The organism is Alishewanella maricola (assembly GCF_016343785.1).
GTDB classification, from domain to species: Bacteria; Pseudomonadota; Gammaproteobacteria; order Enterobacterales; family Alteromonadaceae; genus Alishewanella; species Alishewanella maricola.
Window position 1 is genome coordinate 26203 of sequence record NZ_JAEINI020000009.1, and the last position, 15795, is coordinate 41997.

A 15795-nucleotide genomic window follows, 5' to 3' on the forward strand; every position below is an offset into this window, starting at 1 on the left:
TAAAATATCTGATGCCGGTTAAAATGACCGGCTTTTTTATTAGTCAAAAACTCTTCAAGTTCATCGATAAACTCATTTTGTATTTTCGTAAAGACTTAATATGTTAATATTTTAAGTCCTTGCAACCTCCTGATCTCTGTTGTTAAATGATATAAGTATTCAAAATAACAACACGCAGCAACGGACTTGCCTTTTCACCTGCCATTAACCCCTAATGGCCTGCAAAACCGCTGCTGCCTCAGAGGTTTTATATGGTCGTTGAAAATCACTCCCAAACTGCATCTTTTATTTGGTCTGTCGCTGACTTACTGCGCGGTAACTTTAAACAGTCTCAGTATGGCCGGGTGGTGTTGCCTTTTACGCTGCTGCGTCGAATGGAGTGTGTGCTTGAAGCAACCAAAGCCGATGTGTTATACGCTGCTGCGGCGCATAGCAATAAACCGGATGAAGTGCGTGAGCAGTTATTACGCCGTGCGGCTGGGCAAGAGTTTTTCAACAGCTCTGCGCTGAGTTTAACTACCTTATCTGATACCCAGACTGCTGAAGATTTGATTAGCTATGTGCAATCCTTTAGCCGTGAAGCACGGGAAATCTTCGAGCACTTTAACTTTGAAGAGTTTGTGCATCAGCTACAGCAAGCTGATTTGCTGTATCAGGTCACCCAGCGTTTTGCGTCATTTGACCTATCACCTAAATCCATCAGCAATTTTGGTATGGGCCTTATCTTTGAAGAGCTGATCCGTAAGTTTGCTGAAAGCTCCAATGAAACTGCCGGTGAGCACTTTACCCCGCGTGATTGCGTGCATTTAGCCAGCTCATTACTGCTTACCGGGCAGGATCATATTCTGCAGCCCAATAGCATTGTTACCATCTACGATCCCACAGCGGGGACAGGCGGGTTTTTATCGGAAGCTGAAGAGTATATTCAAAGCATCAGCAAAGGCGTAGACGTTAACCTGCTTGGCCAGGAGCTTAACCCTGAGTCTTACGCTATCTGTAAGGCCGATATGCTGATTAAAGGCCAAGCGGTGGGTAATATTAAGCTTGGTAACACGCTATCGAATGACCAATTACGGGGTGAACGCTTTACCTACATGCTAAGTAATCCGCCCTTTGGTGTTGACTGGAAAGGCGTGCAAAAGGTTATCGACAAAGAGCATAAAGAGCAGGGCTTTGATGGTCGTTTTGGCCCTGGCTTACCCCGTGTATCCGATGGCTCCTTACTGTTCTTACTGCATTTAGTGAGCAAAATGCGTGATGCTAAAGAAGGCGGTTCGCGTATTGGCATAGTGCTTAACGGTAGCCCGTTATTTACCGGCTCGGCCGGTTCGGGTGAGTCTGAAATTCGCCGCTACCTGCTGCAAAATGACTTGGTTGAAGCCATCGTCGCACTTCCTACCGACATGTTCTTTAACACCGGTATTGCCACCTATATCTGGATTTTATCTAACAGCAAACCGGCTAGCCGCAAAGGTAAAGTGCAGCTGATTGATGGCAGTAACCACTTTGCCAAAATGCGTAAATCGCTGGGTAGTAAGCGTAAATACCTAACTGAAGAGCATATCAACGAGCTGGTGCGCGTGTACGGTAGTATGGAGCAGTCGGCCATCAGTAAGCTGTTCCCGAATGAAGCCTTTGGCTATCGCCGTATTACCGTTGAGCGGCCATTGCGGCTAAATTTCTGCGCAAGTAGCGAGCGTATGAGCAAGCTGCAACAAGAAACGGCGTTGCAAAAGCTATCAGGCGCTGAGTTTAATGAGCTGATGCTGGCCTGCAGTAAGCTGGGTGATACCCTTTATAAAAACCGCGAAAGCTTTATCAAGCTACTCGATAAACAGCTGAAAACAGTGAGCTTTAAAATTGCTGCACCGGTTAAAAAGGCGGTGCTTAATGCGCTATCAGAGCGCGACGATAGCGCCGATATTTGCCATGATGCCAAAGGTAATCCAGAGCCCGATACCAACCTGCGTGATTATGAAAACGTGCCGCTTACTGAATCAATTGATACCTACTTTGCCCGTGAAGTATTACCGCATGTACCCGATGCATGGATAGATACCAGTAAAACCGACCCGTTAGATGGTGAGGTAGGTTTAGTCGGCTTTGAAATACCCTTTAACCGCCATTTCTATGTGTTTACCCCGCCACGGCCTCTGAGTGATATTGATGCTGATTTAAAAGCCTGTACCGACCGCATTAAGGGGATGATTGAAGGGTTATCAGCATGAGCTTTGCCGTTTATCAAGAGTACAAAAGCTCTTTAATTGATTGGTGTAATGAAATTCCAGTCGAGTGGAGCGTGATTTCACTCCGCTGGTCAACACTGATTTATGCAGGGGGTACGCCTAGCAAAGACAACCTCGACTTTTGGACAGACGGTACTGTGCCATGGCTAAACTCAGGGGCTGTAAACCAGACTTTGATTAATGAGCCCTCCGCTTATATTACTGAAGAGGCACTGGCTAAAAGCAGTGCTAAATGGATACCAAAAGGTGCATTAGTAATAGCTTTAGCAGGCCAAGGAAAAACCAAGGGCATGGTAGCGCAACTGGATATTGGTTCTACTTGCAATCAATCTATGGCTGCAATTATTCCGAAGCGCATCAAACCTCGATTTCTGTTTTATTGGCTGTCCTCTAACTATCAAAACATAAGGAATTTAGCTGGTGGTGATGATAGGGATGGTTTAAATCTTGAGTTATTGGCAGGTATCAAGTCTCCGTTACCTAGCGCACTCGAACAAAAACAAATCGCCCGCTTCCTTGACCACGAAGTCAGCAAAATCGACGCCCTTATTGCCGAGCAGGAAAAGCTAATTGCGCTGTTAAAAGAAAAGCGCCAGGCGGTCATTAGCCATGCAGTGACCAAAGGCTTAAACCCAGATGCACCGATGAAAGATTCCGGTGTGGAATGGCTGGGGCAAGTTCCGGTGCATTGGGTTGTTCTCAATCTTAAATACTTATGCACCATTCAAGGTGGTTTCGCTTTCAACAGTGAATCGATGACCGAAGAAGGTGTTCAGGTTGTCAGAATTGGCAATTTGTATCAGAACGTTTTAGACCTAGAGCGGCAGCCGATTTTTGTTGAAAAAACGCTTGTAGATGAGTTACCAAATTTTGTGATAACGAATGGTGACATTTTAATGTCATTGACTGGAACTTTAGGTAAACGTGATTATGGTTTTGCAGTTAAAGTTGAAAGTAGCGAGCCTCTTTTGATGAATCAGCGTGTTGCGAAAATTATTCCTGACAACCTAAAAATTCTTAGTGACTATTTAATTAATGTCCTTCGCTCAGATGCATACCTAAGTGCACTTTACTCTCTACCATCTGGTACAAAGCAAGCTAACCTCTCAAATGGTGATGTCCTAGGAATTAAAGTTACTCTTCCTCCTGATATAAATGAACAACTGGAAATTGCCAATTTCGTAGATTTTGAAACTCAAAAATATGAGCGTTTGTTAAAAGAGTCTATTGAAGCAATAGATTATTTGATTGAAAGGCGTTCAGCCCTTATCTCCGCCGCTGTTACTGGTAAAATCGACGTTCGGGGCTGGCAGCCTCCGGTAGAGAAAATTAACCCCGCAAACAAGGAAGTATGCGTTGATTAAAAATTTAGAAAACACCCATATCGGTAAATGGCAGCGTATTGCCAACTTCGTCAATGTTGATGAATACCCCGTACTTAATTGCCCGTACTGTGGCGAAGAGCAATTGCATTTTGATCCTGAAAGTGTTGATAGTCGGCCTGTAACAAAAGATATGGCTGATAGTATTTCTAAGAAATACCGCCAGGCCAAAGAGGAAAATAAGAAACCTAGCGTTTTATTGGATGGACTTGGCGATGCTAATGGCTGGACAAAACTGCTTGGGATTGGGTTAATTTTTGCTGAAGCAATAGTTAAACAGCAAGATGCTATTAACGGCTTACCTCATTTGATGACCGGTTATTTAACTTGCCACGCTTGTGATGGGTCAGTTGCAGCATCAGGTATGCAAGTTGTCGCTGAAGCAACACAAAACAGACCACAAACAACCTTGGTTAAAGTAGAGCATTTTACACCCACTATACCTATTGTTCCGGTGTCTAATAATGTCCCCGAGCCGATTAAAGTCGAATTGCTCGATGCGTTTAAACACTTTCATTTCGACCCACTATCTTCAGCATCAAAGCTACGCCGTGCCATTGAACAGTTCTGCAAAGACATGAAGTTGGAAGGTAAAGGGTTACATCAGCAAATCAGCTCATTACGTAAAATCCAGCCGGAATTAGCAGATTATCTTGAGTCACTTAAATTAATTGGTAATGAAGGTACACACGCCTCTGATGTTTCTGAAATCAATTTGCTGCACGCCTTTGAGGTGTTTCAGTTTGTGCTGGAGTATTACGATCGACAAGCGCGTTATAAACAAACTCAGGCTAATTACAAGGCGTTGATGGATAAATACTGCCCTAAATCAGAAGTACCAAAGCTCGAGAATAAAACTGCTCCGGCTGCGAAAGGTAATAAACAACAGGCGGTGGTGAATGACTGACACCAAAGAACGCATCTTTCAAACTGATATTTTAAACAGCCTGGAAGCTCAAGGTTGGTTGGTAGGTAAAGCGGCCAAGTATGACCGGGTTAACGCGCTTTATACAGAGGATTTACTGCACTTTGTGCGTGAAGCCTATCCTGAACGCTGGGAGAAGTTTGTCAAAAGTAACCCGGCCAACCCTGAAAAAGTATTAGTTCAGGCGCTAACCCGAGCGCTAGAGCGTGATGGCGCTTTGCATGTGCTGCGGCACGGTTTCAAGGTGATTGGCGGCCATATCAATATCTGCGCCTTTAAGCCTGATCATGGTATGAACCCGGATACTGAGCGCCGTTATGGTTTAAACCGGTTGCGAGTAGTGGAAGAAGTATCGTACTCACCACATGCCCGTGAGGGGGCCAATTCAACAGAGAGCTATAACCCGCGTATTGATTTAGTGCTATTCGTAAATGGTATACCCACTGCTACCCTGGAGCTTAAAAGCGAGTTTAAGCAAACCATTGAACATGCCAAAGCGCAGTATAAAAAAGATAGGCCACTAAAAGACCCGCTAACCCGTAAACCCGAGCCGCTGCTGGCGTTTAAGCGCGGTGCTTTAGTGCATTTTGCGGTAACGCAGGATGAAGTGGCAATGACCACTAAGCTGGCCGGTAATGACACCTTTTTCCTGCCGTTTAATATGGGCAGTGATGAAGGCGGTGCTGGCAACCCAACTCCGAAAACCGGTGATTATGCAACAAGCTACCTGTGGCAGCAGCTATTTGCCAAGGACAATTGGTTAAACGTACTTGCCCGCTTTATGCACTTACAGGTAGATGAAAAGCCGCAGTTCGATGGCAGTATTAGCCGTAAAGAAACCCTGATATTCCCGCGCTTTCATCAGTGGGATGTGGTTAACCAGCTGATTAATACCACCCGTAGCGAAGGGCCTGGTAAGCGTTATTTAATTCAGCATAGTGCCGGTTCGGGTAAATCTAACTCGATTGCCTGGACAGCGCATCAGCTGGCGTCACTGTATCAGCAGGATGAACGCGGCCAGCATAAAAAGCTATTTAGCTCGGTGATTGTGGTAACAGACCGTACCGTGCTGGACAGCCAGCTGCAAAATACCATCCGCCAGTTTGAACATGCCGATGGCATGATTAAAGCGGTAACCCGAGATATTGGTAACCTGAGTAAATCAGAACAGTTAGCCGAAGCGCTGCAAAGCAATACCCGTATAATAATTGTCACCATTCAAACCTTTCCGGCTTTATATGATGCGTTAGAGCGCTACCCTAAGCTAGCTGACGGGCATTACGCTGTTATTGCCGATGAAGCTCACTCATCCCAAACCGGCTCGTCTGCAGCCAAGTTGAAGGCGATTTTAGGTAGTGATAAACCCGAGGGTGAAGAATTAAGTGCTGAAGAGTTACTAAGCGCTGCCGTGCAGGCCAGAACTCCTACAGACCGTATTAGTTACTATGCCTTTACCGCCACACCTAAAGGTAAAACGCTGGAGCTGTTTGGTCGCCCCGAGCATCCTGATGAGCCATTAAGTGATAGCAATAAGCCATTTGCCTTTCATCTGTATTCGATGCGTCAGGCTATTGAAGAAGGCTTTATTCTTGATGTGCTTAATAACTACACCACCTATGCCACCGCCTGGAAGATTGCCCATCCTGACGGTGAAGATACCGAAGTGGAAAGCAAGCAGGCACGCATTAAGCTGGCGAAATGGGTGCGGTTACACCCTTACAATATCAGCCAGCGGGTTGAGATTATTGTGGAGCATTTTCGTACCAACGTACGCCACCTGCTAAACGGCCAGGCCAAAGCTATGGTAGTGACGGCAGGGCGTGAAGATGCGGTGCGTTATCAGCTGGCGATGCAGCAATACATCAAAGATAAAGGGTATGCTGATGTGCATGCCTTAGTGGCGTTTTCAGGCAGTATTTTACCCAATGAGGTGATACCTGAAGAAGTCACAGAAACCAGTCAGCTACTCAACCCCGGTTTAAAAGGGCGTGACCATGCTAAGGCATTGGATTCCGATGATTTCAATGTGCTGATTGTGGCGAACAAGTACCAAACCGGTTTCGACCAGCCCAAGCTGTGCGCTATGTATGTGGATAAAAAGCTCGCTGGCGTGGAGTGTGTGCAAACCCTGTCACGGTTAAACCGTACCTTCCCCGGTAAAAACCAGACCTTTATTCTGGATTTTGTAAATGCGGCAGAGGATGTGAAAAACAGCTTTGCGCCTTATTACACCCGCTCTGAAATTGAGACAGTAACCGACCCTTACCTGATTTATGACATTCAGAAAAAGCTGGATGATGAGCATATTTACCAATGGTCTGAAGTGCGTGGTTTTGCTCAAACTTTCTATGACCCTAAAGCCAGTGCTAGCAAACTGTCGTTCTTTGCTAAGCCCGCTAAAGAGCGTTTTACGCTGCGTTATCGGCAAGCGAAAGAAGCCTATCAACTAGCCCGTGACGCCAAAGCCAAGGCGCAAGCAGACGGTAATACCTACGGTATAAAAGCAGCGGAAGAGGGGGTAAAGCAGGCGGGTGAAACGGTAGACCAGTTAGATCTGTTTAAGAAAAACCTAACGTCGTTTATCCGGCTGTACGAGTTTATGTCGCAGATTGTGCCTTATGAAGATAACGATCTGGAAGCCCTGTGTGTTTACGGTAAAAACCTGCTGCCATTGTTACGCGCTGACCGCTTGGAAGACCCGGAAGACTTTGACCTAACCGGCACAGAGCTTACCCATTACCGTATTACCAAAAAGCAGGAACTGGCCATTCGCTTAGGTGAAGAAGATGGCCCTTACCTGAAAGGCATTACCGAAGTTGGCAGTGGTAAAGCGCATGACCCTGAGAAGAAAAAGCTATCTGAAATTATCGATGCCCTTAACGACTTATTTGGCGCTGAGGTAAGCGACGATGACAAGCTTCACTTCGCCCGTGGCGTGGCTGAGCGTATCCGCAAGGACGAGCCAACCATGGCGCAAATCAGCAAACATACTCCTGATGAGGTGATGTATGGCCGCTTCCCGCAGCTGGTCACTGATACCATCTTAGATTTAATGGGTGATAACGAAAAACTGGCCACCGAAGTGCTGGCATCTCAGCAAAAGGGCAAAGATTTTGCGCGGTTGATTTTAAGAATGTTGGCGGGGTAAAGCAATAATGAGGGATTATCTTTTTTTAATAAAAATAATCACTGTTCTATGTTTGATTTTGTTTACGATGGGCACTGGTTTGTTATTTATTGCATTCTTGCTCCTGTGTTATCAAATATATTCAGTATTTAAATATTTAAACCCACCTAAAAATTACCCCACTCCAAACCACTACACTCAAAAAGATGAAGTTAGGAAGTCTGCCAGTAGTGTTGATAAGGCTAAAGAGTTTCCCAAGTCCCTTGAGAAAGATAGGAGTGATTATATAACGCTATTTTTTTCAGAGATTAGGGTCGTAGGTGTATCTTTTACCAATACTAATGGAACAAACAGGCAAGACATCTTATCGCGTCTCAGAGAGGGTGCAAAGTTATCTTTAGTGCACATTCCTGATGAAAAGTACCCTAACCGTGTCTCTGTGCAGTCTGAATTTGGTTGTGTCGGAAACCTACCTGATGAATTTGCAAAAATGATTCTCAATATAGGTGTTTCAGAGGGGGAAGGGCATGTGGCAAGCATTGGAAAGAACTCGAAAGGCCTGATTGGTTTATATATTTATTTACGCGCTTATATAAAAAATCGTGTTGTAAGTGGTGAAATGTTAAATGGTTACGATAGTAAAACTGATCAATTTTTAAGCTTTAAACCTTCTTTACTTTACTACTTTTTAAAGGATTTTCAGAGGATTTATAAACCTGAGCATAGAATCATTCTGCTACATAAGAATAAGGGAGTTATGTTATTGGAAGGGTTATCAAATAAGGCATCCATGCCTAACATGTCATATAACAGCAATAGTGAGCCTTACCTAAACGTCAATATTCTATCCGAAGGGAGAACTGCGAAATTTACTTGTGATGTACTAAAAACAGACACGGTGAAAGAGGTATTAATTAGAAAGTCTGAGAGTTCTGAATACATAGCATTTTTTAACAAAAAAGACTGCAGTGTAGAAGATTTTAATAATTCAACGCTTTCTAATAATGGATTGCTACTTACAGGACTTGCTTCATCAGCTTTCTTGGTTAATGCCTTAACTAATGATAGAGAACAATTTCATCAATCCAATTATGATTTTCGTTCTGATCCTGCTGATTACAATGATAGTGATTATTTGGAACCTGATGAGGATTATGAAAAATATTATTGGGTAGCTGATGAAGATGCTAGAGAAATGAGAAATGAATGGAATAAATATGACGATTTCGAACATGATCATTCAATTGATTACTCTGAAAGTGAATGGGATTGAACTTACTTATCAACTTTCAATACCGGGTTACTAGATGGATTTTTTAAAACAACAAGGCATAAAAGCATTTAACTCTGGTATTACACTATTTCCGGATTGGGCGGCTTATGTGATAGGCCAATGCAGGGAAAATGGTTATGATCAGAAAAAAGCATTGCCGACACTTAAGCAGTTGTATGCCCAGATATTGGCTAACCCCGCAGTGTATGGTGTGCCATCTTCTTTTATTCAACGTGAAAGCACGTTGGCTGATGTAAGGCGTTTCAATTTAGACGAATTGCCGCAAGTTGATACCGGGTTTTATCTGGAGATGCTTAATTTACTGCTCACTGCCTGTTTCGACAAATGTTTACCTCAGCGTTTAACAATTCAACAAGCGCAAGAGTATTTGCTATATAACCTTGATGCAGAGTTCCATACAGAAATTTACGGTTGCATAAAAAGCCTTTACACAGCTTTAAAATATCACCCTGGTGCGCAGCGTTTTTTTGTTAGCTCAATTCAAAAGGTTGATGTATTCAACCCTTATGCACCGCATCACTTCACAGATGAAGATAAACGCATACTGCTCTGGGTAGGGAGCCTGTTAGGCAGAATTCAACATTTGGAGGCCTATGAGTCACTTGGAGATGGCTTTATAGATTACTGTAAGCTATTTAGGGCTCAAGTAAGTTATTTGTTAGACGGTAGCTTAGAGTCTGAGGCAGGTTTCCGGTTATCCGTCACTGATAAAAACGGCCATGAAAACTATTACTTAAGCGTTACGTTGAATCCGGGAGGTTTTGAATTTAACCTTTATGCTGATGGGAGTAACAATTGTAACGAACGCTATTCGGAGTCGGTTTTATATTGGTATGTCAATGAGGACGGCATTGAGAACGATGATTCGGCAAAACAGGTTTTACTTGAAGAGTACGAATACTGGTTTATTAATATGCAACCGGGCATCAAAATTGAAGCCTCTATCTTTATTGGTGATATGGACGAGTTCGAAGTTTCAACTATTGTAAAAAAACCAAACTTTCCGAAAAGTGATTATAGCCAAACAGATTGGTAAGATTGCCACAGTATCATACTAAGATTCTAATAAAAGCTAATCCAAGAACCCTTAAAATGTTCCCTATCTGATCCCTGCGCTTTAAAAAGAATTTATTTAAACCAAAGAAAGAATGTAAGTCATTGAAAAGATTGGTGGCCCCAGCTGGACTCGAACCAGCGACCGATCGATTATGAGTCGAGTGCTCTAACCAACTGAGCTATGGGGCCATTATATGTATGTGTTAAATCACTTCTCGCCACTTGCAGTGACCGCCTTACACCTAAGCTATGGGGCCATTTCAACATCTTGATGCTAAGTAACTTAAATCGCAGGCAGTATAAAAACTTTTCGGCGCTTTGTCATCCGGCTTGTTAGGCTAAGTGGAGTTAATTGCTGATTTTTTAGGCTTTATGGCCGAGAAATAACAAAGGCGCCAATCGGCGCCTTTGTTTATGCGTTGTGCTTACTCGTCTAAGAAGCTTTTTAATACTTCTGAACGTGAAGGGTGGCGCAATTTACGTAACGCTTTCGCTTCAATTTGACGGATACGCTCGCGTGTTACGTCAAACTGTTTACCTACTTCTTCTAAGGTATGGTCGGTATTCATATCGATACCAAACCGCATCCGTAGAACTTTGGCTTCGCGGGCGGTTAAGCCGGCTAAAACCTCGTTGGTAGCGTTTTTCAAGCTCTCCATGGTGGCGGAATCGAGTGGTGATTCACCCGCACCGTCTTCAATAAAGTCGCCTAAATGCGAATCTTCATCATCACCAATGGGCGTTTCCATTGAGATAGGTTCTTTGGCAATTTTCAGCACCTTGCGGATCTTATCTTCTGGCATTTGCATGCGTTCTGATAGTTCTTCAGGTGATGGCTCGCGACCCATTTCTTGCAGCATTTGCCGTGAAATACGATTAAGTTTGTTGATGGTCTCAATCATATGCACTGGAATACGAATAGTCCTAGCTTGGTCAGCAATAGAGCGGGTGATCGCTTGACGGATCCACCAAGTCGCGTAGGTTGAGAACTTATAGCCACGGCGATATTCGAACTTATCTACAGCCTTCATTAAGCCGATGTTACCTTCCTGAATTAAATCAAGGAATTGTAAGCCACGGTTTGTGTATTTTTTTGCGATAGAGATAACTAAACGTAAGTTAGCTTCAACCATTTCTTTTTTGGCGCGGCGAGCTTTCGCTTCACCAATCGACATGCGACGGTTGATATCTTTAATTTTAAAGATGCTGAGGCCAGTTTCTTCTTCAACTTTTTTCAACTTTTCAATATTGCGTACTAAGTCTTCCTGCATTTCTTGCAGTTTCGGCGAGTAGGCTTTATTGGCTGCGATCTCGGCTGATAACCAAGCAGTAGAAGTTTCGGCACCGGTAAAGGCTTTCACGAAGTTTTTCTTCGGCATTTTGGCGTATTCAACGCAGTGTTTCATCACTAAGCGTTCTTGCACGCGTACCCGGTCCATCATTTCACGCATGTTTTTCACTAAGCGATCGAACTGCTTAGGCACCAGGCGGAAACAGCGGAACACTTCGCTCAGTTTTTCAATTTCTTCTTTGGTTGTGGGGTGTTCGCGGCCGTTTTGTACGATGGAGTGACGAGTCACTTCATATTGGGTACGCAACTCAGCAAATTTTACGCGAGCAACTTCTGGATCAGGCCCCGTATCCGTATCGCTATCGTCGCTGTCGCTATCATCATCGCTGTCGTCGTCGGTATCTTTACTGTCATCCTGATGTTCTTCAGGTAAATCAGAGCCGATATTGCTACCCATCACAGGTGCTTCTTCAACTTCGTTCGGATCAATAAAAGCAGAGACAATGTCGCTTAGGCGAATTTCTTCTGCTTCAAACTTATCCCATTGTTCTAACAGGTAAGTAATGGCTTCAGGATATTCAGCAACCGAAGTTTGCACCTGATTGATGCCTTCTTCGATCCGCTTAGCGATAACGATTTCGCCTTCGCGCGTCAACAACTCAACGGTACCCATTTCACGCATATACATACGTACAGGGTCTGTGGTGCGACCTAATTCTTTATCTACGCTAACTAGCGCTTGAGCAGCTTCTTCCGCAGCGTCTTCATCGGCGGCGGCATCGGACATGATCAGATCATCAGCATCAGGTGCAGTTTCGTACACTTGAATGCCCATATCGTTGATCATACGAACAATATCTTCGATCTGATCTGAATCGATAATGTCTTGTGGAAGGTGATCGTTAACTTCAGCAAAGGTTAGATACCCTTGCTCTTTACCTTTCAGGATCAGGAGTTTTAACTGCGACTGAGGACTTTGCTCCATAGAGACTTATCTTCCACCAAAGTTGATTAATCTAAAAATGCGAACTAGTGATTATAACAAAGCGGGGCTTTTCTAGCCAGCCGCGTTAGCCAACTGTTCGCGGTTTTTTGCTTTTTAAAGCTCTTAACAGCAAAACATACTCATGTTGTTCTGCTTGTGTTAGTTGTTTTAATTTATCTTTTCGTTCCAACGCTTCTAGTCGTTGTTGTAAATATATATCTTCGATCGAGTGAAACGTGTCGAGAAAATCCTGACTTAATTGTTCCGGTTCGATTTGATGTTCCCATGTAGCTAACTTTAACAGGATGGCATGCTCAGGCAAATCTCGCCAGTATTCCAACAATTGAGCTGTAGTTAGCTCGGGTTTTTCTAATAACAGTTCTTGTATTTTTAATAACAAGCTCATGCCAGGAATGCTTGCTGTTGCCAGCTCGGGAGCGTAGGGCATAACCTTTGCTAAAGACGGATACTGTAATAACAAAGCCATTGCGCGACGCATCGGTGTAATTTTTAGATTAGCACTGGCTGGGCGTGGCGCTACAGGCCTGGCGTTGCTGGGTTTAGTCCGTTGTGTTTTACGGCCTAACAAGTTATCCAGTTTGTCGGTTAATTGCTCGCGGTAAAAACTGCCGGGTATTTGTTTAATTAATTCAGCGCCTTTATTGGCCAGTGCCGATTTACCCGCATCGGTTGCCACATCATGCATCACCAACAAATGCTCGAATAAATATTGTGACAGCGGTTGTGCTTGCTCTAAGCGAGCCAAAAAGGCCTCTTTACCTTCTTTTTGTACCAACGAATCTGGATCTTCGCCATCAGGTAAGAACACAAAGTTAAGTTCTACACCGTCTTTTAGTTGCGGCAAGGCATTTTGTAAGGCGCGCCAAGCTGCATCGCGACCGGCGCGATCACCGTCGTAACAACAAATGACCTGCGGAGCATACCGAAACAGTGTATTAATATGATCTGAAGTGGTCGCTGTACCTAAACAGGCTACAGCAAAACGAATGTCATGTTCCGCCAGTGCCACAACGTCCATGTAGCCTTCAACCACTAACAGTCGGCTTAGATGACCAGGTTGTTGGCGTGCTTCATATAAACCGTAAAGCTCCCGACCTTTATGAAATAAGGTTGTTTCGGGTGAATTAAGGTATTTGGGTTGCCCATCACCGAGTACTCGACCACCAAAAGCAATGACCCGTCCGCGCTTATCGCGGATCGGAAACATCAGTCGGTCACGGAAAAAATCAAACTCACGGCCATTTTCGTTGCGGCTAATCAGTTTTAATTGTAACAACTGATCTCGTATCGCTTTACCACCTTGGCCGCTGAGTACTTTCATCAGTGCGTCCCAGCTTTCTGGGGCATAGCCTAGTTGAAATTCGGCAGCGGTTTGGGCACTTAAACCACGACGAGCTAAATACGCTTGCACTTCCGCTGCTTTACTATGCTGTTGTAACTGCTGCTGATAAAAATCAGCCGCTTTTTGCATCAAGCTATAATCATCGGCTTGCGGTGCCGGCCTGTGCGGTTGGTTGCCTTGCTCACGCGGCACTTCCATATGCAGATCTTTGGCAAGCTCTTCAATCGATTCAACAAATTCTAGCTGCTCAAACTCCATCATGAAGGTGATGGCATTACCGTGCGCGCCACAACCAAAGCAATGATAAAACTGCTTATCGGGGCTAACGGTAAAAGAGGGGCTTTTTTCGTTATGAAAAGGGCAGCAAGCGGTGTAGTTGCGACTACCTGCTTTTTTTAACGGTACGCGTTTATCGATCAGCTCGACAATATCGGTACGAGCAAGTAAATCATCGATAAATTGACGGGGAATTTGTCCTGCCACTTTTGTCCTTTTTAATGCTGTTTCAGAAAAAGACAAACCGTGTTACAAGAACACGGTGTGCAGATAAAGCATGTTTCGAAAGCGGCAAGTAATTAACTTGGCAGTAGCACTGCGCTCCGCTTTCTACCGATAACCGGCAGCTGTAGATTAGTACAGGCGGATACGGCGTGCGTTTTCGCGAGAAAGCTTCTTAGCATGACGTTTTACCGCTGCTGCTTTCTTACGCTTACGAATCCAAGTTGGTTTTTCATAGAACTCTTTTGCACGAACGTCTGCTAATACGCCGGCTTTTTCACAAGAGCGCTTGAAACGACGTAAAGCTACGTCAAAGGGTTCGTTTTCTTTTACTTTAACTACAGGCATTAAATTCTCACCTCAGGCCAAAACTGGTTGTCGTTAACCAATACGATTAAAAATGGTGCGGTATTTTACGCAAAAAGCGCCCCAGATGTAAAGCGCTTCTGCGATCTTAAATCAGATCATCTGGCTATAGGTGCTGCAAGCCGTTACAATGCGCGTTTTCAGGGCGGCAATCATAACGGAAAAAAGCAGCGTCTGCTTGCGTTTTTCTGCATTTTCGTCGTGCTTGGCGCAAATAATCTGCTGAGGCTCCAAGAATGCGTGTATTAGGTATCGAAACCTCTTGTGATGAAACCGGTATCGCCATTTATGATGGTGAAAAAGGGCTGCTTAGCCATGTGTTATACAGCCAAATCCCTATTCATGCTGATTACGGTGGCGTGGTGCCTGAGTTAGCGTCACGCGATCATGTGCGCAAAACCTTACCCTTGATTAAACAAGCTTTAAAAGAAGCCGGTTTAACGGCAGCAGATATTGATGGTGTTGCTTATACGGCGGGGCCAGGTTTGGCTGGCGCCTTGTTGGTGGGGGCCACTTTGGGACGCAGCTTAGCTTTTGCATGGCAGAAACCGGCGCTGGCGGTGCATCATATGGAAGGGCATTTACTGGCGCCAATGCTTGAAGAAGACGTACCGGCCTTTCCGTTTTTAGCATTATTAGTGTCGGGCGGCCATACGCAATTAGTGGCGGTAGAGGGCATTGGTCAATACCGTTTACTGGGCGAGTCGATTGATGATGCCGCCGGTGAAGCTTTTGATAAAACAGCGAAGTTAATGGGTTTAGATTACCCTGGTGGCCCGTTACTGGCTAAGTTAGCGAAAACGGGCGATGCTGAAAAATACCCATTCCCGCGGCCGATGACTGACCGTCCTGGTTTAGATTTTAGTTTTAGCGGTTTAAAAACAGCAGCCTCTATGGTAATTCAAAAAGAAGGCAACGCTTTACAGGTGCAAGCTGATATTGCCGCATCATTCCAGCAAGCAGTGGTTGATACCCTTTTGATTAAATGCCGTCGTGCCTTGGCAGAAACCGGCTATAAGCGTTTAGTGATTGCTGGTGGGGTCAGCGCGAATGAATCGCTGCAACAGCAATTAGCAGAGTTGCTCAGTAGTTTAGGGGGGAAGGTGTATTATCCGCGCAAGGAGTTTTGTACCGACAATGGCGCGATGATTGCGTTTGCGGGTTATCAGCGTTTAAAGGCTGGGCAACAGCAAGATTTAACCATAGGTGTAACGCCACGTTGGCCGCTAGAGCAGTTACCTGCGCTATAAAAATCTCGGGTG

At 44.5% G+C, this 15795-nt stretch carries 11 protein-coding genes and 1 tRNA gene; 8 read left to right on the plus strand and 4 right to left on the minus strand.

Annotated features, from left to right (window positions below; all coding sequences use genetic code 11):
- Positions 1-251: 251 nt before the first annotated feature.
- Genes JAO78_RS12580 through JAO78_RS12605 form a run of 6 tightly spaced genes read left to right on the plus strand, consistent with a single transcriptional unit; the run spans position 252 to position 10010 of the window.
- Positions 252-2228, plus strand: a complete 1977-nt coding sequence (locus JAO78_RS12580; RefSeq protein ID WP_226751713.1) for a type I restriction-modification system subunit M — start codon at positions 252-254, stop codon at positions 2226-2228.
- The gene (locus JAO78_RS12585; protein ID WP_226751714.1) at positions 2225-3610 is read left to right on the plus strand and encodes a restriction endonuclease subunit S; all 1386 of its coding nucleotides are present in this window, start codon (positions 2225-2227) and stop codon (positions 3608-3610) included. The genes JAO78_RS12580 and JAO78_RS12585 overlap by 4 nt, the downstream gene beginning before the upstream one ends.
- Positions 3603-4535: a DUF4145 domain-containing protein gene (locus JAO78_RS12590; RefSeq protein WP_226751715.1), complete on the plus strand. Its 933-nt coding sequence runs from the start codon at positions 3603-3605 to the stop codon at positions 4533-4535. The genes JAO78_RS12585 and JAO78_RS12590 overlap by 8 nt, the downstream gene beginning before the upstream one ends.
- On the plus strand, positions 4528-7701 hold the full coding sequence (locus JAO78_RS12595; RefSeq protein WP_226751716.1) for a type I restriction endonuclease subunit R: 3174 nt from the start codon (positions 4528-4530) through the stop codon (positions 7699-7701). Before JAO78_RS12590 ends, JAO78_RS12595 begins: the two co-directional genes overlap by 8 nt.
- Positions 7702-7708: 7 nt before the next feature.
- The gene (locus JAO78_RS12600) at positions 7709-8953 is read left to right on the plus strand and encodes a hypothetical protein (protein ID WP_226751717.1); all 1245 of its coding nucleotides are present in this window, start codon (positions 7709-7711) and stop codon (positions 8951-8953) included.
- A gap of 34 nt (positions 8954-8987) precedes the next feature.
- Entirely contained in the window at positions 8988-10010 is a 1023-nt protein-coding gene (locus JAO78_RS12605; RefSeq protein ID WP_226751718.1) for a hypothetical protein, read from the plus strand.
- Between the two features lie 132 nt (positions 10011-10142).
- Here the strand turns inward: JAO78_RS12605 and JAO78_RS12610 are convergent.
- The 4 genes from JAO78_RS12610 to rpsU form a co-directional block, all read right to left on the minus strand.
- A tRNA-Ile gene (locus JAO78_RS12610) sits at positions 10143-10219 on the minus strand.
- A 236-nt stretch (positions 10220-10455) separates the two neighbouring features.
- Positions 10456-12306: an RNA polymerase sigma factor RpoD gene (gene rpoD / locus JAO78_RS12615; protein ID WP_226751719.1), complete on the minus strand. Its 1851-nt coding sequence runs from the start codon at positions 12304-12306 to the stop codon at positions 10456-10458.
- An 85-nt stretch (positions 12307-12391) separates the two neighbouring features.
- Positions 12392-14152, minus strand: coding sequence for a DNA primase (gene dnaG, locus JAO78_RS12620; protein ID WP_226751720.1), 1761 nt, complete (start codon positions 14150-14152; stop codon positions 12392-12394).
- A gap of 147 nt (positions 14153-14299) precedes the next feature.
- The gene (gene rpsU, locus JAO78_RS12625) at positions 14300-14515 is read right to left on the minus strand and encodes a 30S ribosomal protein S21 (protein ID WP_189430033.1); all 216 of its coding nucleotides are present in this window, start codon (positions 14513-14515) and stop codon (positions 14300-14302) included.
- A 27-nt stretch (positions 14516-14542) separates the two neighbouring features.
- Between rpsU and JAO78_RS12630 the strand changes: the two genes are divergently transcribed.
- Both JAO78_RS12630 and tsaD read left to right on the plus strand, forming a co-directional pair.
- Entirely contained in the window at positions 14543-14782 is a 240-nt protein-coding gene (locus tag JAO78_RS12630; RefSeq protein WP_226751721.1) for a hypothetical protein, read from the plus strand.
- Entirely contained in the window at positions 14770-15783 is a 1014-nt protein-coding gene (gene tsaD / locus JAO78_RS12635; RefSeq protein ID WP_226751722.1) for a tRNA (adenosine(37)-N6)-threonylcarbamoyltransferase complex transferase subunit TsaD, read from the plus strand. The genes JAO78_RS12630 and tsaD overlap by 13 nt, the downstream gene beginning before the upstream one ends.
- The last annotated feature ends 12 nt before the right edge of the window (positions 15784-15795 follow it).